The sequence below is a fragment of the Pseudoteredinibacter isoporae genome (genome assembly GCF_011602085.1).
Taxonomy (GTDB): Bacteria; Pseudomonadota; Gammaproteobacteria; order Pseudomonadales; family Cellvibrionaceae; genus Pseudoteredinibacter; species Pseudoteredinibacter isoporae.
The window spans coordinates 1,270,017-1,295,992 of sequence record NZ_JAAONY010000001.1 but is presented as its reverse complement, the minus strand read 5'-3'; the positions used below and the strand labels follow the sequence as shown (position 1 = coordinate 1,295,992).

Genomic DNA, 25,976 nt, shown 5'->3' with positions numbered 1-25,976 from the left:
GCATAATACCGCGTCCTTAATTTAGACCAAAACGTTATAGGAGCATTACGGTGGCTAATTCACCTCAAGCTAAAAAACGTGCCCGCCAGAACGAAAAGGCCCGCCAGCACAACGCCAGCCTTCGCTCCATGGTGCGTACTTACATCAAGAAAGTTATTGCCGCGATTGAATCTGGCGATACTGAAGCTGCTAAAGCGGCCTACGCTGCTGCAGTACCTGTGATTGACCGCATTGCAGACAAAGGCATTATCCACAAGAATAAAGCCGCTCGTCATAAGAGCCGTCTGAACGCGCAAGTTAAAGCGATGGCCGCCTAATCGCAGCCCTTGCTAAGACAGTGAAAAAACCGGCTTATGTCGGTTTTTTTGCGTCTGGAGAAAGGAAAAAGCGGCCGCTTATCAATCTCACTCTCTAGTGGGAAACCCAACGACCACTTGTCTCTATCGCTCAATAAGAAGGATGAAAATAATAATTATATCCGTAGTCAGCTAGGCTCATTTTCCGCAATCGGTAGCGACCATGCTGCGCTTGCGTGACATAGTTCACGAAATTTGACGCCCCGACTACATTGACGAGACCGAAATGAGACAGTTTTTTTCGCGAACGACCCATTTACACATTGTTATCAGCTGCCTGTTCTTACTCAATTGCCAACTGGGCAATGCTCAACCCCAGAATCTGAGCACATCGATTCTGAGAGCACAAAACCTGGAAAACCAGGGCATCAGCGCTCTCAACGACTGGGCCAATATGGTCGAGACACTGCGTAATCCACGCACTGACAGCCTTCAGCAACTCAGCACCATCAATCAATACTTTAATCGTTTTTCCTGGCGTAGCGATCGTCAGCGCTGGCAGTCCGATGATCACTGGTCCAGCAGCTTTGACACTATTCGCAAGCAACAAGGGGATTGCGAAGACCTGAGCATCGCCAAATTCTCCACTCTGCTTGCGCTAGGGTTTAAAGAAGAGCAGCTGCAACTGCACTACGTCTTTTCCCGTGCAATTAAGAGCAGCCACATGGTGGTCTCGGTGCGCCTTGATAACGGCCAGGAAGTGTTGCTGGACAGCTTAAGCGACAGTTTAAAGTCCATGGCCGAGAGAACTGATCTGCAAGCCATCTACAGCTTTAATCGCGATGGTCTGTGGATTCCCAAACTCAGCCGGGATAAACGCAGCCTGAGCTTGATCCCAAGCTGGGAGCGCCTGCTGAAAGACGACCCCATTCTGCGCAACCCCGAGTTACTTTCCCAACAATTTGCCAGCCTGTGAATGAGAAACCGTTCAGTTTGTCCACTGCCCGGTATTCACCTGGCAGTCGATGCTGTCCAGGGCCATATGAATCACCAGACCCAAACCCACCCAACGGGTTTTGCTGAACAGGCAGAGGGCAAGATACCCCACAATCAAAGGCAAACGATGCAGCGGATGGAAACCAATGCTGCAACGATTGGGATCATAAATCGGGGTCGCCAACAAATGATCGATATCCACCAACATGGTCAACATCATAATCAAATAGGCCTTACGCCAATGTTTTGGAAAAAAACACACGGCGACCGCCAAGGGTACAATGAAATGCAAAGCGATGTGAAAAATAACGGGCTCCTCAAAAGCACCTGACAACAAGCCAATGCCAAAATCGACCATTTAAGAACGGCCACATCATACGAGCACAAAGGTTTGAGTCCAAGCGTAATTTTTCACGCATAAAATAAAAAAAGCCCCACAAGAGAGCACTCCAGTGGGGCATCGTCGTACCCGGCTAACGCCGGGGTTTCAGTTGATCAGGCTTTTGACAGAGCTTCGTCGCTCTTTTCAATATCTTTATCCTGCTCGCCGTGAATACTGTAGTGGATACCAAACCACGACAGCACACCGGCTTTAATGCTGGCACCCAACGAGTAAAGCGCGGGCACTAACAACAGCGAAACAAACAGAGCAAATAGGACACCAAAGGCCAAGGCAATTACCGCGGGGTGCAGGAACTGGGCCTGGGTGGAGCGTTCAGCCAACATTGGCATCAAGCCGATAAAAGTCGTGATGGATGTCAGCAAAATGGGACGGAAACGATTTACACCGCCGGCAATCACCGCATCCCGCACAGACATGCCCCTCGCTCGCAGCTTGCCAATGTAATCCATCAAGACCAGGTTGTCGTTCACCACAACACCTGCGGCTGCACCAATACCGAAGTAAGAGAACAGAGCCATCGAGGTATCGAAAATCAAGTGGCCGTAAACTGCCCCCATAAAACCAAACGGGATCGCGGTCATGATAATGATTGGCTTGAAGTAGGACTTAAAAGCAATTGCCAGCAAGGCATACATGGCAAACAACGCCATGGTATACAAGGAGGAAATCTCCTTCATAAACTGGGCTTCACCTTCCGCCTGGCCCGCTTTGTTTACCAGCAAACCCGGGTAACGAGCCTTCCAATCTTTCAGGAAGTTTTCTTCCATGTCATCCATGATATCTTTGCGAACATCGCCACTCAGCTCAGCATCGATGTAAGCACTGCGGCGACCATCGCGACGATTAATACGTTTGATACCCGGCGCATATTCCACCTCAGCTACAGAGAATAGAGGCAACTCACGACCATCGGCGGTACGAATGCGGAAGTCATCTAAACTGTCCAGGCTGTGACGGGCTGAGCGGGGGTATCGCAGCATCACGCGAACGTCACCATTTGCACGCGGCAAGCGCTGAACCTCTTCACCATAGTAAGCCTGGCGAACCTGGCGGGAAACCGAAGCCAGATCCACACCCAGCTTCTCGGCCCCGGGCAACAAACTCAGGCGCAATTCATCCGCACTGCCCTGCATATTGTTGCGCACAAAGAAGATCGCATCATAGGACTGCAGCTGCATTTCAAGCTCGGCAACCGCTTCACGCAATGTATCCAGATCTTTATGCTGCAACGAGTAGTTAATACGTTGACCACCATTGTTAAAGGTATACTCAACCGACACACTTTCAGCATCCGGGATTTCACCCACCAGCTCGCTTAAACGTTTGGCCGTGTCTTTGGCAGACAGCTGACGAACTTCCGGCGGCGCCAGTTTTACGATCGCAATCACACTGTCACGGCGTGAACGGGTATACCAATTTTCGATCAGCTCGCCCTTGCCGCCTTCCGCATTGCTGTTCACTTCCGCTTCCAACTGCTTTTCGGCTTTCTGCAGTTGATCAAGTACTTCAAGCGCGCGGCTGTAGGGAGAACCGGAAGGCATCTCGACGTTAATAATAACCTGATCACTTTCAATTTCCGGGTTAAAGGAAAACTTAACCCAACCGGTCGCGAATACACCAACACTGATAATAAACAGAGAAACAAAGGTCGCAATCGTCAAGCCGCGATACTTGATTGCTGTTTCGATCCAACCGCGGTACGTCGTATTGGCAAAGGTCACCAGAGTGTGAGCAATTTTTTGCTGGGTACGCGCCAAACCGTGCAGGTTTTTACGAGGATGCAACTTGCGTAAATGTGCAGGCAAAATCAGGAAAGCTTCTACCAGAGAGATCACCAACGCCGCCGTAATCACGATGGATAACATGCGAGTGATTTGTACATCGTCACCGCTCAGGAACATCCAGGGCATAAAGGCTACGATGGTCGTCAACACGGCAAAAATAACCGGCTTGGCAACCGCTCTGGTGCCCTCAATGGCCGACTCCATTCCGCCACCATGATCACTGCCGTGGTGGTGAATACTCTCACCCACCACAATCGCATCATCAACGACAATACCAAGCACCAGTAAAAAGGCGAAGGTCGACAATACATTGAGCGAGACATCATAAACCGGCAGAAAGCCCATGGTGCCAATAAAGGCCACACCAATTCCCACGGTCACCCACAAGGCAACCTGTGGACGCAGTGTCAGAATCAAGACCATAAAGACCAGAATCAAACCGGAGAAAGCTGCCCAGGTAATAGTATCCATACGGTTTTTATAAACGTCCGCGGAATCCCACCACAAGGTCAGGCTGATGCCTTCTGGCATATTTTTCTGACGTTCTTCCAGCCACTTATGCATGGATTCACTGGCGGCCACGATGTCCATGGAATCCATGGTCATCACCTGAACCAGAACCGCCGGTTCACCATTTAAAGTCGCCAGGATTTCATTTTCTTCGTAACCGTCGATGACCTTGGCAACATCACCCAGGCGAACCAAACCACCGTCTTCACTCTGGCGAAGAATAATTTCATCAAAGTCCTGCTGATTGTTGGCCAGATTACGGGCACGCAGCTGCACATCACCCGTACTGGTACGTACGCTACCTGATGACAGATTGATGGAGTTTGCACGAATCACTCGCGCCACCTCATCAAAGTTCAAACCGTAGCGGCGCATAGCATCTTCAGACAATTCGATAGACACTTCTTCGGAGCGGGCACCAAACAGTTCCACAATCGAGATATTGGGCAACGCGGCAACTTCATCGCGAATTTCTTCGGCCATATCCGTCAGGCGCTTTTCACCAACATTTCCATGAACCGCCAGACGCATCATCTCATCACGATAAATTGCCTGCCTAACCTGTGGCGGCTCAATATCGCGTGGCATGGAATTAATACTGTCGACGCGGAGTTTTACATCATTTACAAACTCCGCCATATCCACCTGGCCCAGTGCATCCACTCGAACTTGACCAAAGCCTTCTGCGGCAAACGAGTTCACACGATCAATATTATCGAGATCCTTCAAAGCCTCTTCGATACGAATGACCACCTGCTCCTCAACCTCCTGGGGAGCTGCGCCCGGCCAGGGGACATTGACCTCAACACGATTGGCTTCAAAAATCGGAAATACTTCCCGCTCAACATTGGCGTAACCCAGAAAACCGGCGGCCAACAAACCAACCATCAAGAGGTTGGCAGCTACCGGGTTCTTGGCAAACCAGGCAATTAACTTATCCATTCGCGCTGTCCTCCGCTACGGTAGCGGTTTGCACTTTGCTTTGCTCATTACGCTCCAGAATATTAATCGCCATGCCCTGAGTTGGATTGCGCAGTGGCGATACAATAACCATTTCCCCTTCCTGCACGGCGCCTTCGATAAGAACACGCTCCGGCGACTTGTCGATCACATTCACTTCACGAACATCCAAACGCTTTTCGTCGTTAACCACAAAGATGCGATCATTGGCTCGCAGTGCAGCACGGGGAACCACCAAAGCCTGACTAATAGTGTCACCGTACACTTCTGCGCTTACGTACATACCTACAGCCAACGGCGTGCTCAGCTCATAAGGGTTTTTAACTTCGGCCACGGCGTACACCAAACGAGTGCTTTGATCAAAAGCGGCATCGACACGCGTTAACTCGGCGTCCCATTCACGCTGCTGTCCAGCAAAATTGGTTTTCAGCTTTACCAGTGGTGTGCGCTCTTCTGAGGCCACAAAGCCGATAGGCAAATTCAGGGAAGCCAACTGGCGATCAGTCAGGGGAAGGCGCAGCTTAACTTTATCCGTCGCAAAGGCACGGCCAACATTGCTGCCTTGCGCAATGTACTGGCCAATATTGGCAGAGATGGATTTCAAACGGCCATCAAATGGCAGAGAAATTTTTGTACGCTTCAAATTCAGCTGTGCTTGCGCAAGATCCGCTTCGGCAGCTTTCAGGTTGGCTTTTGCCTCAGCAAGCTGGGGCTTTTTCAATGCCAGGGCTGAAGGGTTCTTCACGCCACGCAGCTGTCGACGGGCAACTTCAGCATCGGCCTCAACTTGCTCAACGCGTGTTTTTGCCTCTGCAACGCGAGCTTCGGCACGCTTCAATGACAATTTGTAGTCCGCATCATCGATGCGCAGAATGGTTTCGCCAGCCTTGAACTGACCACCCTCAATATATTCAGGGGAAACCCACTCAACCATGCCACTCACCTGGCTAATCACATTAACCTCGGTATTGGCCTTCACTTCAGCTTGGGTGCGAATTTTCAGGGTAACTTCCTGGCGTTGAACAGGCTCGACAAAAAGCGATGGCGCTTGACTCACCTCTTCTTTCTTTTCAGGTTCAGGCTTGGTTGCATCCAACACGGCCCAGACGGCAACTCCACCAGCGAGAACAGCAACAGGAGCGAGGAACTTAAACAGGCGTTTCATTATTGTGCCTTCCTTTATCATTAGCATGACCGGCTAAATTTTTGTAATGGCGCCCTTCATAGGAGCCCGGTTGTAGCATTAGACGAGACTGGGAAATAAAAGGTTGCAGCTCACGTTAAAACGAGTGAAATTCCCGTTAAAACTCCAGAAGGTTCAAGAAAGTATAGAAGATCCTGAGCGACAGGGGCTAGCACTAGAAACCAGCCAGGCGAGGTGTAAGGCAAGACTCTATCTGGGGATAGAAGAGCCTGAAAGGCTCTTCCCAAAAAACTCAACGTCGAGTTTAGCAAACGCTTATAGACACTGTTCCAAAATAGAAATCAGTTGCTCGGTTTGCTCACAAGTACCAACCGTCATTCTCAAGCCCACGCGCCCATCAGCATCCGCCTTTGGGCGAACCAGAATGGTGGCCTGCTGGAGGCACTTGTTAACCGCCTCGGGACGATCGGGAAACACCCACAGATAATTCGCCGCCGATGGCCAGAACTCGATACCGCGCTCAGTGAGAAAGCCCTCCAGCTTCGGCTTGGCCTGCCCCATCACTTCAGCAACATATTGCTCGGTATATTCTGGATTATCCAGAGCCGCCACGGCTGCAACGACTGCAAGTTGATTGATGTCGTAGGGGCCACGTACATTCAGTAGAGCCTGAATGTTTTCCTTCGCTGCCAACACATAACCGAATCTCAAAGAAGGGATGCCCCAGGTTTTGGAAAAAGTGCGGGTAATGACAATATTCGGACAACGATCCAGAGCGTGTGCCACGGTGCACTGGCTGTACTCGTAGTAGCACTCATCAACCAAAATAGCGACATCCGGGGCAGAGCTCGCCAGATTAACAATGCCATCCGGATTCAATAAGGTACCACAGGGGTTGTTGGGATTAGACACCACAATCATCTTGGTTCGGGCCGTGATCGCTGCTTTAACTTCCGCCAGCGGATAGCCGCTTTCGCGCTCATAAATAGGCTTGATGATTTTCAGGTTTTCAACTTTGGCCACCTGTTCATACATCGCAAAACTGGGAGCAGGAATAATAATTTCATCCCCTTCGCGACAACAGGCTCGAATGATCAAATCAATCCCCTGATCCGAACCGTTCGTCACCATCACCTGATCAGCTTGCACACCACAGTACTGCGCCAGGCGGTCGCAGATATCACCATAATGCGGGTACTGCTGCAGGCGATTGCCCTGCACATAATCAACCAGTGCCTGCTTGATGGCCTGGCTTACTGGAATGGTACGTTCATTGAAATCGAGCAGGGTGAAATCATCGGGATTTCGACCTTCCAGAGGCGGCGTGTAGGCAGCCATGGCTTCAATGTGATCTTTAAAAATACCCATCTCTTTCTCCAAACCGCCGGGCTACAGGGACTCACTCAACACCAGATTATCGCGATGAATCAATTCATCATCACCGCCATAGCCGAGGGCCGAAGTGATTTTTTCACTCGACAAACCAATGATGCGGCGAGCCTCATCACTGTTGTAATTCACCAACCCACGGGCAATCTCAGTGCCCTGCTCATCACAACACAAAACCAATTCTCCACGGGTAAATTCACCCACAACCTGGGTGACACCAACCGGCAACAAGCTTTTGCCTTCACCGCGCAAAACACGACTGGCCCCGGCATCAAGCATCAGCTTGCCCTTGGCCTGTAAGTGCCCAGCGAGCCACTGCTTTCTGGCGGCCTCCGGCTGACGATCGGCCAGCAGCAGGGTGCCAACCTCTTCCCCCCGACGCAGGCGACTCAACACATGTTCGATACGTCCGCCCGCTATCACGGTATGCGCTCCGGAACGTGCTGCAACTCTTGCGGCACGCACCTTGGTCCGCATACCGCCACGCCCCAACTTGCCACCACCCCCGGCTTTTTCTTCAAGGCTGCCATCGCGAGCACTGGCCTCGCTGATCAGCTTGGCATTGGGGTTGTTGCGCGGGTCGGAATCAAACATGCCTTGCTGGTCGGTCAGAATGACCAATTGCTCGGCATCCAACAGATTCGCCACCAAGGCCGCCAAGGTATCGTTGTCACCAAAGCGAATCTCATCGGTCACTACGGTATCGTTTTCATTCACAATGGGAACCACACCCAGCTCAAGCAGGGTATTCAGGGTGGAGCGCGCATTGAGGTAACGCTGACGACTGGAAAAGTCGTCGTGATCCAGCAGCACCTGGGCAGTTTGCAATTGAAAACGTTGAAATTTTTGTTGATAGGTTTGCACGAGACCAGCCTGACCAACGGCTGCAGCGGCCTGTAACTCATGGAGAGACGTCGGACGCTTATTCCAACCCAACTGGGTCATGCCCGCAGCTACGGCGCCGGATGACACCAATATGATTTCAAGCCCCGCCTGACGCAGGGCAGCCAACTCAGCCACCCAGGCATCAATGGCCTGCTCGTCCAGCCCCTGGCCATCATTGGTTAACAGGGCACTGCCAATTTTTACCACCCAGCGGCGGCTTGTACTTAAACTCTTGCGACTCATTGTTTTTGCTATGTTTGAATTTGCTATGGTGTGCGTCGCAGGAAGAAGGCGCTAGTTAAGGGACATATTCCACGTCCACATCATAGTCATCATCATCCCAATCGTCGTCACTTTGTTCTTCTTTCGCGGCCTTGCGTTCGGCACGATGTCGCTCGCGCAGGCTTTCAATACGCTCGCGCGCTTCATCCTGCATTTGCTGTTGAATATCGATCTCACGCTCAACCAGCTCAGGATTGGCTTTTTCCTCATCCCATGTGGATTCCAGATACTCCAGAATCTCATTGCACATTTCATGAGTACCGGTTTTATTGATCGCCGCCACTTTAAATACCGGGCCTTCCCAGTTGAGCTTGTCGATCACTTCCTGACAGGCCGCCTCGGCTTCGTCTTCTGGCAGCATGTCCAATTTGTTTAAGACCAACCAGCGCTCACGCTCAGCCAGGGTTGGACTAAACTGCTCCAGCTCATTCACAATTGCCAGAGCATTTTCGGCCGGCGTGGTGCCATCGTAGGGGCACATATCCACCAGGTGCAGCAGCACTCGACAACGGGTTAAATGCTTCAGGAACCGGATCCCCAGACCCGCACCCTCACTCGCCCCTTCGATGAGACCCGGAATATCGGCTACCACAAAACTGCGGTGCTCATGCACCTTGACCACCCCCAGATTGGGCACCAGAGTCGTAAAGGGGTAATTGGCCACTTTCGGCTTTGCGGACGATACCGCACGGATCAGGGTAGATTTACCGGCATTCGGCAAACCCAGCAAACCCACATCAGCCAACACCTTCAATTCGAGCTTCAGATTACGCTGCTCGCCGGGCTTGCCAGGGGATGTCTGCCTTGGCGCACGGTTTACACTGGATTTAAAACGGGTGTTGCCCAGCCCGTGCCAGCCGCCTTTGGCAACCAGCAGACGATCGCCCGCCTTGCGCAGATCACCCAGTACTTCTTCGGTATCGATATCAATGGCGGTTGTGCCCACGGGCACCTTCAAAACCAAATCAGCACCCTTGGCGCCGGTACAGTTACCACCACGACCCGATTGACCGTGTTCCGCACGGTATTTTGGCTGGTAACGATAGTCCACCAGGGTATTGAGGTTATCATCCGCTTCCAGATACACACTGCCGCCGTCGCCACCGTCACCCCCATCAGGGCCACCTTTGGCAACAAACTTTTCCCGCCAGAAACTCAAGCAGCCATTACCGCCGTTACCGGCTGCAACAAAGATTGGCGCTTCATCAACAAACTTCACAATCACTCCACGCCCAGAAGGCTTCGATTGGTATAAAAACAGTGTAACCCGAGAAGGGATATTTAGAAAAAGCCTCGGCCTTTCCTGCAAAACGCTAAATAAGGTAATTTCACGTCAGTTGTCGCAAAGCAACGTTTATATCAAATCCGGAGATTGGGCATAAACAGTCGCTAATACATAAAAAAGCCCCATCCATAAATGAATGAGGCTTTTTAAGCTTTCGCGAAAGCTGAAGTGTCGCTTAGCGACAGGTCACGCAATTAAGCAGCAATAATGCTGATGTATTTGCGGTTCTTAGGACCTTTAACTTCAAACTTAACTTCGCCGCTAGCTTTGGCGAACAAGGTGTGGTCTTTACCCATACCTACGTTCTCACCAGCGTGGAACTTGGTACCACGCTGACGAACCAGAATGTTACCAGCTAAAACTTGTTGGCCACCGAAACGCTTAACACCAAGGCGTTTACTTTCCGAATCGCGACCGTTACGAGTACTACCACCAGCTTTTTTGTGAGCCATGATAATCTTCCTCTGTTAGGCCTTACTTTAGATTTATATGCCCGGTTGCTCACGAGGCCTAAAGTAAAGCGAATTGATCGAATGGTATTAGCTTAGCCTTTAATACCGGTGATTTTCACCTCGGTGTACCACTGACGGTGACCTTGGCGCTTCATGTGATGCTTACGACGACGGAACTTGATGATCGTTACCTTTTCGCCGCGGCCGTGGCTAACTACTTCTGCAGTTACCTTGGCGCCTGCTACCAGAGGCTCACCAATCTTGATGTCGTCACCATTGGCAACCATCAGAACTTCGTCGAAGTCGATCGTTTCGCCAGTGGCTACTTCAATTTTTTCCAGCTTCAGGGTTTCGCCTTCCACTACACGGTGCTGTTTACCACCGCTTTTAATTACAGCGTACATTGTATGCTCCATTGTTTGCTTCCGGGATCACCGGCCGCACTTGGACGACACGAAGCAGCTAAGCCATTAATATTTAACAACTTTTGCTTTTAAGAGCGCCGGTCAACTCCGGTGAACCACAGGGCTTGCGTCGTATAAAGGGCGGGCATTCTACTGTATTTGGGTAGGCACAACAAGCCTATTGGCCTCGAAACCGCTTAAAAAGCAGACAGGGCAGGGGCTTACGCCACCTCCACTATTGAGCTTGCTGTGGCTGGCTGCTAGGATCGCGCCTTTGACGTATCAACCCTTAAGGCCCACGCTATGCTGCCCTTCCACCAAGCGGTCAAAGACGACTTTACCGCCGTTAACCAGTTAATCATTGAACAACTCCACTCTGACGTGGGACTGGTTGAGAATATTGGGCACTATATTGTGGATGCGGGCGGTAAACGACTGCGCCCACTGTTGGTGTTGCTCTGTGCCAATGCCCTGGGCTACCAGCAAAAGCAGCATATCGATCTGGCCGCCATTATTGAGTTTATCCACACCGCCACCCTGCTCCACGACGATGTCGTTGATGTCAGCGAACTGCGCCGAGGACGTCCCACAGCCAATGCCCAATGGGGCAATGCTCCCAGCGTGCTGGTTGGCGACTTCCTGTATTCCCGAGCATTCCAGATGCTGGTCGCCATTGGCAGCATGGACATCATGGCGATCATGTCCGACACCACCAACACTATCTCTGAAGGTGAGGTTCAGCAACTGGTCAACGCCAAAGATCCCGACGTCGACGAGGCCAATTACTACACGGTGATCCACAAAAAAACCGGCGCCCTGTTCGAAGCCGCCTGTGAAACCGCCGCTGTGCTTTGCCAGGCACCGGATGAAACCCGTCAGAGCCTGCGCCAATACGGCTATCATTTAGGTTTGGCCTTTCAACTGATCGATGATGCTCTGGACTATGAAGGCGATGCCGACGCTCTGGGTAAAAATGTTGGTGACGATCTTGCCGAAGGCAAACCCACCCTACCCCTGATTCGTGCCATGGCCAAAGGTGAGGCCAGCGATCGCCAGCTGATTGCCAATGCCATTCGCGAAGGGGCTGTCGACCAACTCAATGCTGTGGTTGATATTGTTCGCCAAACTGGTGCTTTGGAAGACACAAAAGCTGCCGCCGTTGAACACGCAGAAAAAGCCAAGGCCACCCTGTCAGCTCTGCCTGACTCAAACTTTAAAACCGCGATGGAGCAGCTGGCCGATTTCGCCGTGGGTCGCAATCACTAAGCAAACATAAAATCAGAACATAAAAAAACCGGCTTGATTGCCGGTTTTTTTATGTCGGTGACATTCTTATTCGTCAGCGATAAAAGCCTAGAAGGTTTTGATCAAGGCCAATAACTCATCACGCTTTTGCTCCATCAGTGGAATATCCGCTTTGCTTTCCACATTTAAGCGCACCACCGGTTCCGTGTTGGAACGACGCAGATTAAATCGCCAGTCTCCCATATCGAAAGACAGGCCATCCGTTTCATCACGTGCAAGTGCATCTGCGGAATATCGATCGGCAATGCTTTTCAGCAGCGCATCAGTATCACCAACTGTACTGTTGATTTCACCGCTGCAAGGGAAAGCTTTCGTGCGCTCAACCACCATCGACTCCAGACTTTCCTGCTTGCGACTCATCAACTCAGTGACCAGCAACCAGGGAATCATACCGCTGTCACAGTAGGCGAAATCCTTAAAGTAATGGTGCGCACTCATTTCGCCACCATAGACCGCATCTTCCAGGCGCATGCGCTCTTTAATAAAGGCATGACCGGTTTTACTCTGAACAGCATGACCGCCAGCCGTCTCGCAAATGGCTTGGGTATTCCAAATCAAACGCGGGTCGTGGACCACTTTAGCGCCAGCATTTTTCGCCAGGAAAGCGTCGGCCAACAAACCAACCACGTAATAGCCTTCAATAAACTGACCTTTGGCATCGAAGAAAAAACAGCGATCAAAATCACCATCCCAAGCGACACCCAAATCGGCGCCATGGGTAATCACCGCCTCGGCAGTGGGCGCTCGGTTTTCAACTAATAATGGATTAGGAATACCGTTGGGGAAGTTGCCGTCAGCCTCATGATGCACTTTGATAAATTCAAAGGGCAGATGAGATTCGAGGGCATCAATCACTTCGCCGGCACCACCATTGCCCGCGTTGACAACAATTTTCAAAGGCGACAACTCTTCAACATTCACATAAGACAGCAAGTGCTGAACATAACGCGGCCGGGAATCCAAATGGTTGACCTCACCCTTTTTCTCAGCCTTGCTGAAATTATCCGCTTCGGCCAGTGCCTGAATTTGTTTAAGACCGGTATCACCGCTAATGGGCTTTGCCCCTTCACGGACAAACTTCATGCCGTTGTAATCCATTGGATTATGGCTTGCTGTGACACAAATGCCACCGTCCACAGGTTGGTCAAACGCCGCGAAGTAGACCTCTTCAGTACCACAACGACCAATATGAATCACATTGGCACCCATATCGGTGATGCCCTCAATCAGGGCATTGGTCAGTGATTCACTGCTCAAACGAACATCGTGGCCAACCACCACGGATTTTGCTCCAAGAAATTCAACAAACGCACATCCGATTCGGTAGGCGATAGCCTCATTCAACTGGTCTGGAACACGACCACGAATATCGTAGGCCTTAAAACACGTTAGTGTGCTCAAGCTAAAACCTCTCTAACTTTCTGAGTTAGTAATGACTTGCATAAAGCGAAAGCGGCCAATATACCACAGCAAAGCGTCTTAAGTGTGACATAGGCTGTCCCCTTGAGCCCTAGACATCGCTTGGCTAGACGGTAGAATGTGCGCTCCCTAGCCCGGCCGGAAATCCCATTCGGGTTAGACGGCAGCCTCATGAGACTGCACAAAGATTAATCAACCAGAGTACATTATGGAATTCCAGCCTAAAAACGCTTACAACCGCGATGAGCTGCTTGAGTGCGGCCACGGAAACCTGTTTGGCCCCGGCAATGCCCAACTGCCTGTGCCCAATATGCTAATGCTGGACCGCATTACCGATATTAATCTTGATGGCGGCGAATACGGCAAAGGCAAAATTGTTGCCGAACTCGATATTACTCCTGAACTCTGGTTTTTCGATTGCCACTTCCCGGGTGACCCGGTAATGCCAGGCTGCCTGGGCCTGGATGCCATGTGGCAACTGGTTGGCTTCTTCCTGGCATGGAAAGGCAACACCGGCAAGGGCCGCGCTCTGGGCTCCGGCGAAGTTAAGTTTACAGGTCAGATTTTACCAACCGCCAAAAAAGTAACCTACGAGATCGATCTTAAGCGCGTGATTGAACGTAAACTGGTGATGGGTCTGGCAGATGGCAAGGTATCCGTTGACGGCAAAGAGATCTACTTTGCGAAAGATCTGAAAGTAGGTCTTTTCCAGAATACCGACTCTTTCTAACACGACTAAAGTCAATATTGTACGGGGGTGCCAACTAAGGCACCCCCGTTTTATTTGTGCAATAATAAGCGGCCACAATGGCGAATGGCCCGATGAGGAAACAACAATGAAACGTGTGGTAGTCACCGGTATGGGTATTGTCTCTTGTCTTGGGAACAATACTGCAGCGGTAAGCGAATCCTTGCGCAACGGGCGCTCTGGTATCAGCCGTCAACCCGTCTATGAAGAAATGGGCTTTCGCAGCCACATTGCCGGCCAGGTTGATATCGACCTGAAAGAACACATTGATCGCAAGACCTTGCGTTTTATGGGTAATGCCGCAGGCTACTCTTACATCTCAATGCAGCAGGCTATTGAAGACGCCGGCTTGTCCGAAGAGCAGGTTTCCAACATTCGCACCGGTTTAATCATGGGTTCTGGTGGCGCCTCCTCCGAAAACCTCGTGGAAGCTGCCGACATTTTGCGTGAGCGTGGCTTAAAGCGCGTAGGCCCTTACCGCGTCACCCAGACCATGGGCAGCACCACTTCCGCTTGCTTGGCAACGCCCTTTAAAATCAAAGGCGTGAACTATTCCATTTCTTCCGCCTGCTCAACCAGTGCCCACTGCATTGGCGTAGCAATGGAACAAATTCAGCTGGGTAAACAGGACATTGTTTTTGCTGGCGGCGGTGAAGAAGAGCACTGGACCCTGACCGCACTGTTTGATGCGATGGGTGCCTTGTCGACCAAATACAATGACAATCCGGAACAAGCATCACGCACTTACGACGCGAATCGTGACGGCTTTGTAATCGCTGGCGGCGGTGGCTGTTTGGTACTGGAAGAACTTGAACATGCGAAAGCGCGCGGTGCAAAAATTTACGCGGAAGTGGTTGGCTACGGCGCAACTTCCGACGGTCACGATATGGTAGCCCCTTCTGGTGAAGGCGCGGTACGCTGCATGCAACTGGCCATGTCCACCGTTGATGGCGACATTGATTACATCAACACTCACGGCACCAGCACACCGGTTGGCGACGTTGCGGAACTGAAAGCCATTCGCGAAGTGTTTGGCGACAACATTCCACCGCTGGCTTCAACTAAGTCCCTGTCTGGCCACTCTCTGGGTGCCGCTGGTGTTCAGGAAGCCATCTACTCCTTGATCATGATGAATGAAAATTTCATCGCGGCCTCTGCAAACGTGGAAACGCTGGACGAAGCTGCCGATGGCATGCCGGTTGTGACTGAAGCTCGCGAGAACGTCGAGATCAAGAGAGCGCTGTCCAACAGCTTTGGCTTTGGCGGCACTAACGCCTGCCTGGTGATGGAAAAATACGAAGCGTAATATTGGGTGCAGACCAAGTATTCACGTTAAAGGCCCTTCGGGGCCTTTTTTGTGCCTGCTACACCCACAGAAATATTGTAAATAGTTTCAATCCTTTAAAAACAAAAACCAGAAATCACACAAATGCTGATTTCTGGTTACCGAGGCGGTGTTAATTCACAGCCTTCGCTTTGCCATCCCAATAAGGCTTACGCAATTCGGTTTTTAAAATTTTGCCTGCACCACTTAATGGCAGCGGCTCAACTTGCAAACTGACACTGCGCGGACACTTAAAGCTGGCAATCAATTCCTTGCAGTGCGCGATAATCTCATCCTCGCTGGTTTGCGTATCGGCTTTGGTTTGAATAACCGCATGCACCTGCTCACCCCACTGCTCACTTGGGATACCAATAACCGCGCAGGATTCAACCGCGGGGTGACGATAGAGCGCGTGCTCAACTTCAACAGAGTAAACGTTTTCACCGCCACTGATGATCATATCTTTCACGCGATCGACGATAAAAATATATCCTTCATCATCCATGTAAGCACCATCACCGGTGTGCAACCAACCGTTTTTCAGCGTGTCTTGCGTGGTCTCTTCCATGCCGAGATAACCGATCATCACATTATCGCCTTTGGCACAGACCTGACCGATTTCACCGCGTGGCAGCTCCTGATCATTGTCATCCAGAATCGCGAGCGTTACTCCCGGTGCTGCTTTACCAGCTGATTTTAATAAACGCGAACGCGGTCCTTCCAAAACGTGATCATCCGGCATCAACACCGTTAACACCGGTGCGGCTTCGGTTTGACCATAAGCCTGCATAAATTCGATGTCCGGGTATTTATTCATCGCCGCTTTCAATACCGCTTCGGGCATTGGCGACGCACCATAGAAAATGGATTTCAAAGAAGAGATGTCGTAGCTATCCAGATCAGGATAACTCATCACCATGCCGACCATGGTGGGCACGAGAAGAATACGAGTAACACTTTCTTCTCCAATCAACTCCAGAACACGCTTGGGGTCGAAACCGGGTGTGAACACATGGGTACCGCCCAACAAACAAAAACAAATAGCATTGTAAGCATCTGCCGCATGGAACATCGGAGCGGCATGCAAATAAATTTCTTCACTGCCATACGACTGCAGCACCATTCCCTGCATGGCATTGAACAACATATTGTGATGACTGAGCATCACGCCTTTGGAACGCCCGGTCGTGCCGCCTGTGTAGTACAAGGCCACGAGATCATCGGGCTGCACCGGAAATGCATCAATCCCTGCCGCATCTGCCAACAAATGTTCATAGTGCGGCATTCCCTCAGGGGCCTCACCATTATCCATAAACACAACATGTTTGAGTTTGGGCAAGCTGGATTTTAAATGATCGAGCATGGGCAAAAACTGACGATCCAGCAAGAGCACTTCACTTTCGCTATTGCTCATCCAATACTCGACCTCAGGTGCGGCCAGTCGAGTATTGATCGGAACATATACCCCGCCCGCCCAGGGAATTGCAAACATGGCCTCAAGATAGCGATCACTGTTTAAGGATAGAATCGCCACCCGAGAGCCCTGTTGAACGCCCAGCTTTTGCAGCGCACCCGCAAACTGGCTAACCCGTTGCTGAAACTCTTTCCAAGTGTGACGACGATCACCATCGATGGTGGCCATTTTTTCCGCGCGCTGCTGAACCACACGCTGTAGAGTGTTGGAGAACGTGAGCATAATGTACCTTGAATTTATTGTTACTTATTCTTAGCGAGGTTTAATTCAAGGGTAAGGATAATAAGCGGCAAGCGCCCTTAGCAAGGGCACAATTGGCCAAATAGGTAGACGGCAGCTATCAAGTGAGGCTTATTGCGAGCAAGTTAGCGATTATCGAGATAGGCCTTAACACGGGACTCGAGACGCAGACGCCAGGAACGCTGCTGCACACCGAAGTCATCGCGGGTTGCCAGACACCCTAAAACCGCACTGGGATACTGAAGCTCTTTCTCATCATCCAGCAACTGACCGGTCTCATGCCCCAGGGAGCGAACAATGTCGTCTAAATATTCCGCAAATTCCTTTTCATCACAAGGATCAGAGCTGGCGTAATGGTAGATGCCCCAATTGTCCGCGCCAGAAAAGATTTGCTTGATCATGGCAATCAAGACACGGCAGGCATCATCGATAAAAGTCGGCGAAGCGCGACGCTCGGCACTGACAGCAATCTTTTCCTTGCTGATCAACAAATCCAACAGGCGACTAAAAACACTGTCACCTTGTTGGCAAATCAGCCAACTGAGGCGGTAAATAATATAACGTTCACACTGCAACTGAACCTTGCGCTCGGCATCCCACAATGCCTGCCCCAATGCCGTTAACGGCGAGGGGTGGTCGTCTTCGCGGTACACGGTAAGATTTTCGCCGCCGAACACTTCGTGAGTCGACAACTGCACAATGGGAATATCCAATGACTTTGACGCCCCGGCCAGCACTTCACTGGCGCTCACCAACAATGCTCGACGCTCAGGATCTTCCCCAACAGAATAGGCCAGAGTATTGATGAGCAAATCCGCTTCTTCCTCGGCCAAAAAACTCGCCGTGCCTTTCTCCGCATCCTCAGCCGACAGCAATTCGGCGGGGAGGCATTTCAGTGAAAAGGGCTCCTGCTCCAGCGCTTCAATAAGATGCTGGGCAAAAATGGACTGGTCACAACTGAGAATAATTTTTTGGGCCACGAAATCAGACTACCTAAATAAAGCTTTTTACTTCTGTTTGGATCATAACAAGCCAAGCCCCGGAACACTATCCGGGCTCGGCAGCGAGTGTAAACGGGAAAAGAAAAGGCCCGCCAAAGCGAGCCTTTCTGAATTCAACGGGACGGCTTTCCTTAGAATGGAATGTCGTCGTCAAAGCTGTTGTCAAAACCTTGCGGCTGAGGTGCAGCTTGAGGCGCCGCGGCTGGCTGTTGCTGCTGAGCAGGCGGAGGAGACATCGGCTGCTGCTGTTGAGGTGCTTGCGGAGCCTGTTGCTGGAAGCCGCCTCCACCTTGCTGCTGATAGGCTTGCTGTGGCTGCTGCTGAGGCATGCCGCCACCCTGTGGCGCATAACCGCCTTGGTCCATACCGCCCTGACGTCCGCCCAGCATTTGCATTTCATTCGCCACAATCTCGGTGGTGTAGCGATCCTGGCCAGACTGGTCCTGCCACTTGCGGGTCTGCAATCGACCTTCAATATAAACCTGGGAGCCTTTACGCAGATACTCTCCGGCAATTTCAGCCAGGCGATTGAAGAACACAACTCGGTGCCATTCAGTACGCTCCTGCTTCTGTCCGCTTTGCTTATCGGTCCATGCATCCGTGGTGGCCAGGCTGATATTGGTGACCGCGCTTCCCGAAGGCAGATACTTGGTTTCTGGATCTTGCCCACAGTTACCGACAATAATGACTTTGTTAACGCCTCTGGCCATGTTTTTCTCCTAAATTTACGTCACTGGCCTATCAACTGAGTTCTACACGGCCAAAGGACTATTCTATCTTATTTTCTACCCGATTTGCTGCCCCATAGGCGCATCCAATTGCAGGGCAGCGAGCAACTCTTCCCGGAAGTCTTTTTCATCGACTCGGATACTTGCCACACCCGCCTCACTGACTGCCACCTCCAATACCCCCGGCAGTCCGGACAACTGACCAGGCGCCGTATGGCGTCGATCAGCATGCACATCCACAAACAGCGTATTGAACTCCGGTAAAGCAGGCAATTGCCAAAGCACTCCGGCAATGATGACCGCCAGAACCACCAGCAATGCAAACACCCCCGAGCTGCCGTAAAGCGACAGCAGCGCTCCCCCTGCCAAACCTCCGAGAAAGGTTCCAACAAACTGCCCGGTTGAATAAACACCCGAGGCTGCGCCACGCTGCTCCATCGATAGCAAACGCGTGAGCATCGACGGCAGACTGGCTTCGAGCACATTAAAACCGATAAAGAAAAGCAGTAAACCCGCCAATAGCGCGAATGCACCCGCCCACAGATCAGCACCAACCAGCAACAGCAAAAGCCCCGCCATAAACAGCAAGGCCGCAGACAAACGCAACACTGCATGATGACGCTTGGCTCGCTCCGCCCAGATAATAGCGGGCACCATAAAGGCGAAGGCCAATAACATAACAGGCAAGTAGACTTGCCAATGCGCCGTCACTTGCAGACCCAACTGCAGCATGAGCATTCCCGGAACCGCAACAAACAGCGCCATCAAAGCGAAATGCAGAGTAAACACGGCTGCAGTTAAACGCAGCAGAGCGCCATGTCCTAACACCTCGGAAAAGGCGGCGGGCGCGGCTTTTTTCATGCGCGGAGGATCGGGCAAACCCAGCTGCAGAATCAACAAACCAACCACAGCCAGCGCCGCTGTGACCATAAACAACACAGGAAGCCCGCCCCACGAGGCAAGCACAGGGCCAAGCACCAAAGAGATTGCAAAAGCGACACCAATCGCCGCACCGATAGAGGCCATAGCCTTGCTGCGATTGCGCTCAGCCGTCACATCCCCCACCAACGCCATAATGACGCCCGCAATGGCACCCGCCCCTTGAAGGGCTCGTCCGGCAATCAAACCCCAAATGGTTTCGCTGTACGCGGCCAACAAACTCCCCAAGGCAAACAACAGCAAACCAAACGCGATGAGTGGCTTTCTTCCCCAACGATCCGAGCACATACCAAAGGGAATCTGCAACAAGGCCTGGCTCAAGCCATATACACCCAGGGCCAAGCCCATCAACAGAGGAGTCGCCCCTTCATACTGCTCAGCGTAAAGCGCCAGCAAGGGCAACACCATAAACAGGCCAAGCATTCGAAATATGTATAAGAGCGTAAGAAAAAGTACAGATCGGCGTTCAAACGCTGACATTTCTGGCGCGGCAGCCATAATTTGGAATTCCGGAGCAAATGGGCGATTTTAACAGCTGGTGCCAGCGAAATATATTGCCGACAAAGCAGCTTAACTGGCCAATGAGTCCCAAGCCGCGCAAGCCAGTGAGATCATAAGCCACCTGAACAGGGCATTAAAAGTACCTGATTTTAAGGCTTATAGGGCAAATTTATAAGTTTCCTTGTTAAAAAGCCGAACAAGCAAACTATGCTCCTGGCGAATTCCCAAAAGCGGAACCATACTTATTACTGAATTTTGAAAAAGCATGGGTTCTTTTTATTGCAGCTATCATTAGGGCCACTTATTCTTGACAGGCTAGCTCTCAGTAATGTGACTTAGATCAGAGTATTCCACTCTAGGAAGTAGTAGATGAGGTATTAGATAGCGTTCTTATATACCCTTTCATTTCCAATTCTAAAGACCTAACTGACTCTGCACGGTCACAAAATAAGCCCTAGAACCCCTAGCTGGGAATTGAGGGGCAAACATAATCTATAAAAGCGAACCGTAACTACATGTAACCAATGACTTAGTATATATCGCACAGGAATGCATTATGCAGCCAAAGGCTAACACCCCAGTTGAAACCAGCCAGCCCTCGGTGGCTTTGGTTTCCCACCAAAGCAGTTTGCAAACATCTCTATTGGCCCACTTGATCAGCCACGAACTCAACATCGAATGCCCAATTGTTGAGCTGTCAACATTCTCCCAACTGAAAACAACATTTGCGCTGGTTGATTGCCAACACCACCGCCGTGAAGACCTGGCCAAATGGCTGCACGATTGCCAGGACTGCGACGACGCACCGATTATCGCCCTGTTCAATGTTACCCCACACAGCGAGCATGAAGACCTTCTGGCCTGGCCTTGTGTACACGGATTGTTCCACACCACCAGCAGCCAGGAGCTGTTACTTCAGGGCTTGAACCAGCTATTGAGCGGTGAATACTGGCTGCCACGCCGACTACTGCACCATTTCCTGCAGAGCCGTCGCCCGCCGGTCTTCAATCCGATTGCCGAGAAGCTGACCAAACGTGAACGTCAAATCCTTACCCTGATTCGCGAAGGTGCCACCAACGCCAACATCGCCAACATGCTGTTTGTCAGTGAGCACACCGTTAAAAGTCACCTATACAACGTCTACAAAAAAATCGGTGTAAAGAACCGCCTGGAAGCCTGTAACTGGGCCCGAGTACACATTCCCGAGGCCTAAGCGCCCACTCTGGTATTTGCGACAGAGGGAGGACGGAGCCCCCTCCACAGCAAACCACTCTTTCTTATACATTTCAAAATACCTGTTTATTTATCCAGCATTTTCGCATTATACTAATCGGCTGTTTTCTCAGACTTAGATTGGTACAGGCATTGGACACCATACACGTCAGGGGTGCTCGCACCCACAACTTGAAAAATATCGACCTGGATATCCCTCGGGATAAACTGATTGTGATTACCGGACTCTCTGGCTCCGGTAAATCTTCACTGGCCTTCGACACTCTCTATGCTGAGGGCCAACGCCGCTACGTGGAGTCCCTGTCCACCTATGCCCGGCAGTTCCTGTCCATGATGGAAAAGCCCGATGTCGATCACGTTGAAGGCCTGAGCCCGGCAATTTCCATCGAACAAAAGTCGACATCCCACAACCCCCGCTCAACCGTGGGAACCATTACCGAGATTTACGATTATCTGCGCCTCTTGTTTGCCCGTGTAGGTGAGCCACGCTGCCCAATCCACGGCGAACCTCTGGCCGCACAGACCATCAGCGAAATGGTAGATCAGGTTCTCGGTCACAAAGAAGGCACCAAGCTCATGCTGCTGGCACCCATCGTGCGCGACCGCAAAGGTGAACACTTGCACACCTTTGAGCAATTGCGCCGCGAGGGCTATGTGAGAGCCCGTATCGACGGTCTGGTAGTCGATCTGGACGATGCCCCAAAACTGGACAAGAAAAAGAAACACACCATCGAGGTAGTGGTCGACCGTTTTAAGGTGCGCGATGATCTGCAACTGCGTATTGCCGAATCCATTGAGACCGCCCTCAATCTCAGCGAGGGCCTGTTGCTGCTGAATTATATGGATGGCGAGAAAGAAGACCGCATGTTCTCCGCCAAGCACGCCTGCCCGGTATGTGATTACTCCCTGACTGAACTGGAGCCTCGCCTGTTCTCATTTAACAACCCGGCGGGCGCCTGTCCCAGCTGTGACGGTCTGGGGGTGAAGCAGTATTTTGACGAGGAAAAAGTTGTTCAATTTGAAGAGGCCTCACTGTCCTCTGGCGCCATTCGCGGCTGGGACAAGCGCAATGTGTATTACTTCCACATGCTTAACTCTCTTGCCGAACACTACGGTTTTGACGTCGACACACCATGGAACAAACTGCGCAAAAAGGATCGCCAGGTGATCCTCAACGGCTCCGGCCGAACTGAAATCGACTTCAGCTATGTCAACGATCGTGGTGATCTGCACCAACGCAGACACAGCTTTGAGGGTGTCCTGCCCAATATGGAGCGACGTTACCGCGATACGGAATCCAATTCGGTACGTGAAGAACTGGCAAAATATTTATCCACTCAACACTGCCCCGAGTGTGACGGTACCCGCCTGCGTCGGGATGCACGCCATGTATTTGTCGACAATAAAACGCTACCTGAGCTGACCACACTGCCCGTTGGCGAAGCCTTTGATTATTTCAACAAACTGAAATTTAAAGGGGCCAAGGCCGAGATTGCCGAAAAGATTTTGAAAGAACTGCAGGATCGCTTCCGATTTTTGGTGGATGTTGGCCTGAATTATCTGAGTTTAAACCGCAGTGCCGAAACCCTGTCCGGAGGTGAGGCCCAGCGTATTCGCCTGGCCAGCCAGATTGGCGCCGGTTTGGTCGGGGTTATGTATATCCTGGACGAGCCTTCTATCGGGCTGCACCAGCGCGACAATGATCGCCTGCTTGCAACCCTGACACATTTGCGGGATATCGGTAATACGGTAATTGTTGTTGAACATGATGAAGATGCGATACGCCAAGCCGACCACGTGATTGATATCGGTCCCGGTGCAGGTGTTCATGGTGGTGAAATCATCGCCCAGGGCGACGTAAAAAAAATCATGCGTAGCAAAAGCTCTTTGACCGGGCAATATCTGTCCGGCAAAAAGTGTATTGCCATACCTGAGGAACGCACGCCGACACAAGATGAAAAATGGCTGAAACTATTCGGTGCCAACAGCAATAATCTGCGCGATGTGGATTTAGAGATTCCCTTCGGTCTAATGACCTGTGTTACCGGCGTTTCCGGTTCGGGCAAATCCACTCTGATCAATGCCACACTGTACCCATTGGCCGCCACAGAACTCAATGGCGCAACCACATTAAAAGCCGCCTCACATGATCGCGTAGAAGGCCTGGATTTATTTGATAAATGCGTCGACATTGATCAGAGCCCGATCGGCCGCACACCGCGCTCTAATCCCGCAACATACACCGGCATCTTCACGCCCATTCGCGAACTGTTCGCGGGCACGCAGGAAGCCCGCTCAAGGGGCTATAAGCCCGGCCGGTTCAGTTTTAATGTGAAAGGCGGACGCTGCGAAGCCTGTCAGGGCGATGGCGTCGTCAAAGTAGAAATGCACTTCCTGCCGGACGTTTATGTACCCTGCGACAGCTGCAAAGGCAAGCGCTACAACCGCGAAACGCTGGAAGTAAAATATAAAGGCAAAAATATCCACGAAGTTCTGGAGATGACCGTTGAAGATGCGCGGGAATTTTTTGATGCCATTCCTGCCGTTGCCAAAAAACTGCAAACCTTAATGGATGTTGGTCTGACCTATATATGCCTCGGACAAGCAGCCACTACACTGTCCGGTGGTGAAGCCCAGCGCGTCAAGCTCTCTCGTGAGCTGTCGAAACGCGATACCGGCAAGACCCTCTATATTCTTGATGAGCCAACGACCGGTCTGCACTTCCACGACATCCAACAGTTATTGGCCGTTTTGCATCGCCTGCGTGATCACGGCAATACCGTCGTGGTGATTGAGCACAATCTTGATGTGATTAAAACCGCTGACTGGATTGTAGATCTTGGCCCGGAAGGTGGCAGTGGGGGTGGCCAAATTATTGCCACAGGAACCCCGGAAGATGTCAGTAAAATAAAAGCTTCTCACACTGGGCGCTATCTGAAACCCATGCTGAAAAAGTGATTGCAATGGAGCCGGGAATCGTCCTGGCTCCAGCCCTCTCTTCCTGAATCCCCTAACGCTCTTCAAGCTCCAGTTCAAAACTGAAGCTACCGCCTTTCCCGGCCGCAAAACGGCCATGCCCCAGATGATGTGCAAATGCTCCACTGGCTGAGAGAACCTCGAACTGGCTACTGGCCACGCCATTCTTAAATTCACCATGATGCTCCAGAACCAAGCCAAATGGCTTGCCCTGCCAGTCACCACTGACATGCTCAAAGCCCACAAACTTCGCCTGCGTCTCGTCGGGATAGGACATCAGGTAGCGCAGCTCGCTGCTGCCCTCAAGATCACCACTGTAGCGTTGTTTTATATCCGCCTGACTCTGCTTGTGAATATTGGTCCCTTCCATATATTCATGCTCATCCCATTGCTGAACCTGAACCTGCGCGTTAATTGTCAATGCCATTGTTCTTCCCCATGCGGATAAAAATTCAGTATAGTCTGGCGAATCTTTGAAATCTTGAACTTTTGCGACATGAAAGACATCCAGCAAGCCATATCCGGCGTGGTTCAGCAAAGCCAGGCTAAAGCGCATTACCGGCTCAGGCGTTACCTGCCTCATTCAGACATGGCGCACCTTGTCGATCAATACTGGATTGTCGATTGGGATTTACGCGACCAAACCGGTCATACTCAACACAATTTGCCCGCCCCCAATATGCATCTGGTGATTGATCATCACCGGGCCTATATCTGCACAACCATCAGTCGCAGCTATCAATACGATATGCGCAATCAGGATAGGATCATCGGCATCAAATTTCAGCCCGGCGTACTCGCTCCAGTTTTGTGTGAAAGAGGATTACCTCTTCTGGATTCTTGCCTGTACGCAGAAGAGGTGTTCCCGCAACTTGCCGAAAACGACTGTCATCGCATCCGGACACTTCAGTCTGACGAAGCGATTGTTTTGGCTCTGGAGACGATGCTGCCCAAACTTCACCTCAGCCCGGAAGCCAAATCGATCAGGAATATTGTTGCGCAGGCCAGAATGGCGGAACCCGATTGCAGGCTGGAAGAATTGGCGTCAGCATGCCAAATCCACCCACGTCGGTTGCAGAGATTGTGTAAAGCATATTTAGGCTTGAGCCCCAAAGCTTTGGTGCAGAAGTTTCGACTGCAGAAAGCCATCGATCAACTTGATGATGGCATAAAAAGTCCCTCAAAGGTTGCATTGGATTTAGGATTCTCGGACCAAGCGCACTTGAACCGGGAAATTAAAAAACACAGCAATAAAACCCCGAGGGAAATCAGTACCAACAGATAGGGTTGGCCGGAGC

22 protein-coding genes are annotated in these 25,976 nt (G+C 51.3%); 8 read left to right on the top strand and 14 right to left on the bottom strand.

Annotated elements, in window-relative coordinates:
- Window positions 1-50: 50 nt before the first annotated feature.
- The gene (gene rpsT / locus G8768_RS05665; protein ID WP_166850068.1) at window positions 51-317 is read left to right on the top strand and encodes a 30S ribosomal protein S20; all 267 of its coding nucleotides are present in this window, start codon (window positions 51-53) and stop codon (window positions 315-317) included.
- A gap of 265 nt (window positions 318-582) precedes the next feature.
- Window positions 583-1,272, top strand: a complete 690-nt coding sequence (locus tag G8768_RS05660) for a transglutaminase-like cysteine peptidase (RefSeq protein ID WP_166850070.1) — start codon at window positions 583-585, stop codon at window positions 1,270-1,272.
- A gap of 12 nt (window positions 1,273-1,284) precedes the next feature.
- Here G8768_RS05660 and G8768_RS05655 read toward each other — a convergent pair whose 3' ends face one another.
- The 8 genes from G8768_RS05655 to rplU form a co-directional block, all read right to left on the bottom strand.
- Window positions 1,285-1,650, bottom strand: coding sequence for a DUF6122 family protein (locus G8768_RS05655; RefSeq protein WP_166850072.1), 366 nt, complete (start codon window positions 1,648-1,650; stop codon window positions 1,285-1,287).
- A gap of 137 nt (window positions 1,651-1,787) precedes the next feature.
- Complete coding sequence (locus G8768_RS05650; protein WP_166850074.1) at window positions 1,788-4,931, bottom strand: efflux RND transporter permease subunit; 3,144 nt, start codon at window positions 4,929-4,931, stop codon at window positions 1,788-1,790.
- Window positions 4,924-6,114 carry an efflux RND transporter periplasmic adaptor subunit gene (locus tag G8768_RS05645; protein ID WP_166850076.1) on the bottom strand — a complete coding sequence of 397 codons (1,191 nt, stop codon included), beginning with the start codon at window positions 6,112-6,114 and terminating at the stop codon, window positions 4,924-4,926. Before G8768_RS05645 ends, G8768_RS05650 begins: the two co-directional genes overlap by 8 nt.
- 294 nt (window positions 6,115-6,408) lie before the next feature.
- Window positions 6,409-7,461, bottom strand: a complete 1,053-nt coding sequence (locus G8768_RS05640; RefSeq protein WP_166850079.1) for a pyridoxal phosphate-dependent aminotransferase — start codon at window positions 7,459-7,461, stop codon at window positions 6,409-6,411.
- A gap of 21 nt (window positions 7,462-7,482) precedes the next feature.
- Window positions 7,483-8,610 (bottom strand): glutamate 5-kinase, encoded by a 1,128-nt coding sequence (gene proB / locus G8768_RS05635; protein ID WP_166850081.1) that lies wholly within the window; start codon window positions 8,608-8,610, stop codon window positions 7,483-7,485.
- Between the two features lie 55 nt (window positions 8,611-8,665).
- The gene (gene cgtA / locus G8768_RS05630; RefSeq protein ID WP_166850083.1) at window positions 8,666-9,868 is read right to left on the bottom strand and encodes an Obg family GTPase CgtA; all 1,203 of its coding nucleotides are present in this window, start codon (window positions 9,866-9,868) and stop codon (window positions 8,666-8,668) included.
- A 260-nt stretch (window positions 9,869-10,128) separates the two neighbouring features.
- Complete coding sequence (gene rpmA, locus G8768_RS05625) at window positions 10,129-10,386, bottom strand: 50S ribosomal protein L27 (protein WP_166850086.1); 258 nt, start codon at window positions 10,384-10,386, stop codon at window positions 10,129-10,131.
- A 92-nt stretch (window positions 10,387-10,478) separates the two neighbouring features.
- A complete protein-coding gene (gene rplU / locus G8768_RS05620; RefSeq protein WP_166850089.1) occupies window positions 10,479-10,790 on the bottom strand; it encodes a 50S ribosomal protein L21 in 312 nt (103 codons plus the stop codon).
- Window positions 10,791-11,093: 303 nt separating this feature from the next.
- On the opposite strand from rplU, the gene G8768_RS05615 reads away from it, so the two are divergent.
- Window positions 11,094-12,056 carry a polyprenyl synthetase family protein gene (locus G8768_RS05615; protein ID WP_166850091.1) on the top strand — a complete coding sequence of 321 codons (963 nt, stop codon included), beginning with the start codon at window positions 11,094-11,096 and terminating at the stop codon, window positions 12,054-12,056.
- Between the two features lie 87 nt (window positions 12,057-12,143).
- Here the strand turns inward: G8768_RS05615 and G8768_RS05610 are convergent, their stop codons facing one another.
- Window positions 12,144-13,496, bottom strand: coding sequence for a phosphohexomutase domain-containing protein (locus tag G8768_RS05610; RefSeq protein WP_166850093.1), 1,353 nt, complete (start codon window positions 13,494-13,496; stop codon window positions 12,144-12,146).
- 226 nt (window positions 13,497-13,722) lie between these two features.
- On the opposite strand from G8768_RS05610, the gene fabA reads away from it, so the two are divergent.
- Both fabA and fabB read left to right on the top strand, forming a co-directional pair.
- Window positions 13,723-14,244 carry a bifunctional 3-hydroxydecanoyl-ACP dehydratase/trans-2-decenoyl-ACP isomerase gene (gene fabA, locus G8768_RS05605; RefSeq protein ID WP_208020075.1) on the top strand — a complete coding sequence of 174 codons (522 nt, stop codon included), beginning with the start codon at window positions 13,723-13,725 and terminating at the stop codon, window positions 14,242-14,244.
- A 106-nt stretch (window positions 14,245-14,350) separates the two neighbouring features.
- Window positions 14,351-15,568: a beta-ketoacyl-ACP synthase I gene (gene fabB / locus G8768_RS05600; protein ID WP_166850095.1), complete on the top strand. Its 1,218-nt coding sequence runs from the start codon at window positions 14,351-14,353 to the stop codon at window positions 15,566-15,568.
- Window positions 15,569-15,719: 151 nt separating this feature from the next.
- Here fabB and G8768_RS05595 read toward each other — a convergent pair whose 3' ends face one another.
- The 4 genes from G8768_RS05595 to G8768_RS05580 all read right to left on the bottom strand — a co-directional run bounded on the left by G8768_RS05595 (window position 15,720) and on the right by G8768_RS05580 (window position 20,466).
- Window positions 15,720-17,282 carry a long-chain-fatty-acid--CoA ligase gene (locus G8768_RS05595; protein WP_166850097.1) on the bottom strand — a complete coding sequence of 521 codons (1,563 nt, stop codon included), beginning with the start codon at window positions 17,280-17,282 and terminating at the stop codon, window positions 15,720-15,722.
- Between the two features lie 143 nt (window positions 17,283-17,425).
- A complete protein-coding gene (locus G8768_RS05590; RefSeq protein ID WP_166850098.1) occupies window positions 17,426-18,280 on the bottom strand; it encodes a sugar nucleotide-binding protein in 855 nt (284 codons plus the stop codon).
- Window positions 18,281-18,432: 152 nt separating this feature from the next.
- Window positions 18,433-19,011, bottom strand: a complete 579-nt coding sequence (ssb, locus tag G8768_RS05585) for a single-stranded DNA-binding protein (RefSeq protein WP_166850100.1) — start codon at window positions 19,009-19,011, stop codon at window positions 18,433-18,435.
- 75 nt (window positions 19,012-19,086) lie between these two features.
- Window positions 19,087-20,466 (bottom strand): MFS transporter, encoded by a 1,380-nt coding sequence (locus G8768_RS05580; protein ID WP_243749360.1) that lies wholly within the window; start codon window positions 20,464-20,466, stop codon window positions 19,087-19,089.
- Window positions 20,467-21,025: 559 nt separating this feature from the next.
- Here G8768_RS05580 and G8768_RS05575 point away from each other — a divergent pair.
- Both G8768_RS05575 and uvrA read left to right on the top strand, forming a co-directional pair.
- The gene (locus G8768_RS05575) at window positions 21,026-21,682 is read left to right on the top strand and encodes a LuxR C-terminal-related transcriptional regulator (protein WP_166850102.1); all 657 of its coding nucleotides are present in this window, start codon (window positions 21,026-21,028) and stop codon (window positions 21,680-21,682) included.
- A gap of 152 nt (window positions 21,683-21,834) precedes the next feature.
- On the top strand, window positions 21,835-24,660 hold the full coding sequence (gene uvrA, locus G8768_RS05570) for an excinuclease ABC subunit UvrA (RefSeq protein WP_166850104.1): 2,826 nt from the start codon (window positions 21,835-21,837) through the stop codon (window positions 24,658-24,660).
- 52 nt (window positions 24,661-24,712) lie between these two features.
- On the opposite strand, the gene G8768_RS05565 is transcribed toward uvrA, so the two are convergent.
- Window positions 24,713-25,105 (bottom strand): DUF3224 domain-containing protein, encoded by a 393-nt coding sequence (locus G8768_RS05565; RefSeq protein ID WP_166850107.1) that lies wholly within the window; start codon window positions 25,103-25,105, stop codon window positions 24,713-24,715.
- Between the two features lie 69 nt (window positions 25,106-25,174).
- On the opposite strand from G8768_RS05565, the gene G8768_RS05560 reads away from it, so the two are divergent.
- Entirely contained in the window at window positions 25,175-25,963 is a 789-nt protein-coding gene (locus G8768_RS05560; RefSeq protein ID WP_166850110.1) for a helix-turn-helix domain-containing protein, read from the top strand.
- Window positions 25,964-25,976 lie beyond the last annotated feature (13 nt).

Excerpts from the sequence above, each read along its gene's own strand:
- G8768_RS05595 (WP_166850097.1), bottom strand. The coding sequence starts at position 17,282 with ATGCTCACGTTCTCCAACACTCTACAGCGTGTGGTTCAGCAGCGCGCG.
- rplU (WP_166850089.1), bottom strand. The coding sequence starts at position 10,790 with ATGTACGCTGTAATTAAAAGCGGTGGTAAACAGCACCGTGTAGTGGAA.
- G8768_RS05640 (WP_166850079.1), bottom strand. The coding sequence starts at position 7,461 with ATGGGTATTTTTAAAGATCACATTGAAGCCATGGCTGCCTACACGCCG.
- G8768_RS05560 (WP_166850110.1), top strand. The coding sequence starts at position 25,175 with ATGAAAGACATCCAGCAAGCCATATCCGGCGTGGTTCAGCAAAGCCAG.
- proB (WP_166850081.1), bottom strand. The coding sequence starts at position 8,610 with ATGAGTCGCAAGAGTTTAAGTACAAGCCGCCGCTGGGTGGTAAAAATT.
- fabA (WP_208020075.1), top strand. The coding sequence starts at position 13,723 with ATGGAATTCCAGCCTAAAAACGCTTACAACCGCGATGAGCTGCTTGAG.
- G8768_RS05655 (WP_166850072.1), bottom strand. The coding sequence starts at position 1,650 with ATGGTCGATTTTGGCATTGGCTTGTTGTCAGGTGCTTTTGAGGAGCCC.
- fabB (WP_166850095.1), top strand. The coding sequence starts at position 14,351 with ATGAAACGTGTGGTAGTCACCGGTATGGGTATTGTCTCTTGTCTTGGG.
- G8768_RS05660 (WP_166850070.1), top strand. The coding sequence starts at position 583 with ATGAGACAGTTTTTTTCGCGAACGACCCATTTACACATTGTTATCAGC.
- G8768_RS05615 (WP_166850091.1), top strand. The coding sequence starts at position 11,094 with ATGCTGCCCTTCCACCAAGCGGTCAAAGACGACTTTACCGCCGTTAAC.
- rpmA (WP_166850086.1), bottom strand. The coding sequence starts at position 10,386 with ATGGCTCACAAAAAAGCTGGTGGTAGTACTCGTAACGGTCGCGATTCG.
- G8768_RS05580 (WP_243749360.1), bottom strand. The coding sequence starts at position 20,466 with ATGGCTGCCGCGCCAGAAATGTCAGCGTTTGAACGCCGATCTGTACTT.
- ssb (WP_166850100.1), bottom strand. The coding sequence starts at position 19,011 with ATGGCCAGAGGCGTTAACAAAGTCATTATTGTCGGTAACTGTGGGCAA.
- G8768_RS05575 (WP_166850102.1), top strand. The coding sequence starts at position 21,026 with ATGCAGCCAAAGGCTAACACCCCAGTTGAAACCAGCCAGCCCTCGGTG.
- G8768_RS05650 (WP_166850074.1), bottom strand. The coding sequence starts at position 4,931 with ATGGATAAGTTAATTGCCTGGTTTGCCAAGAACCCGGTAGCTGCCAAC.
- G8768_RS05645 (WP_166850076.1), bottom strand. The coding sequence starts at position 6,114 with ATGAAACGCCTGTTTAAGTTCCTCGCTCCTGTTGCTGTTCTCGCTGGT.
- G8768_RS05565 (WP_166850107.1), bottom strand. The coding sequence starts at position 25,105 with ATGGCATTGACAATTAACGCGCAGGTTCAGGTTCAGCAATGGGATGAG.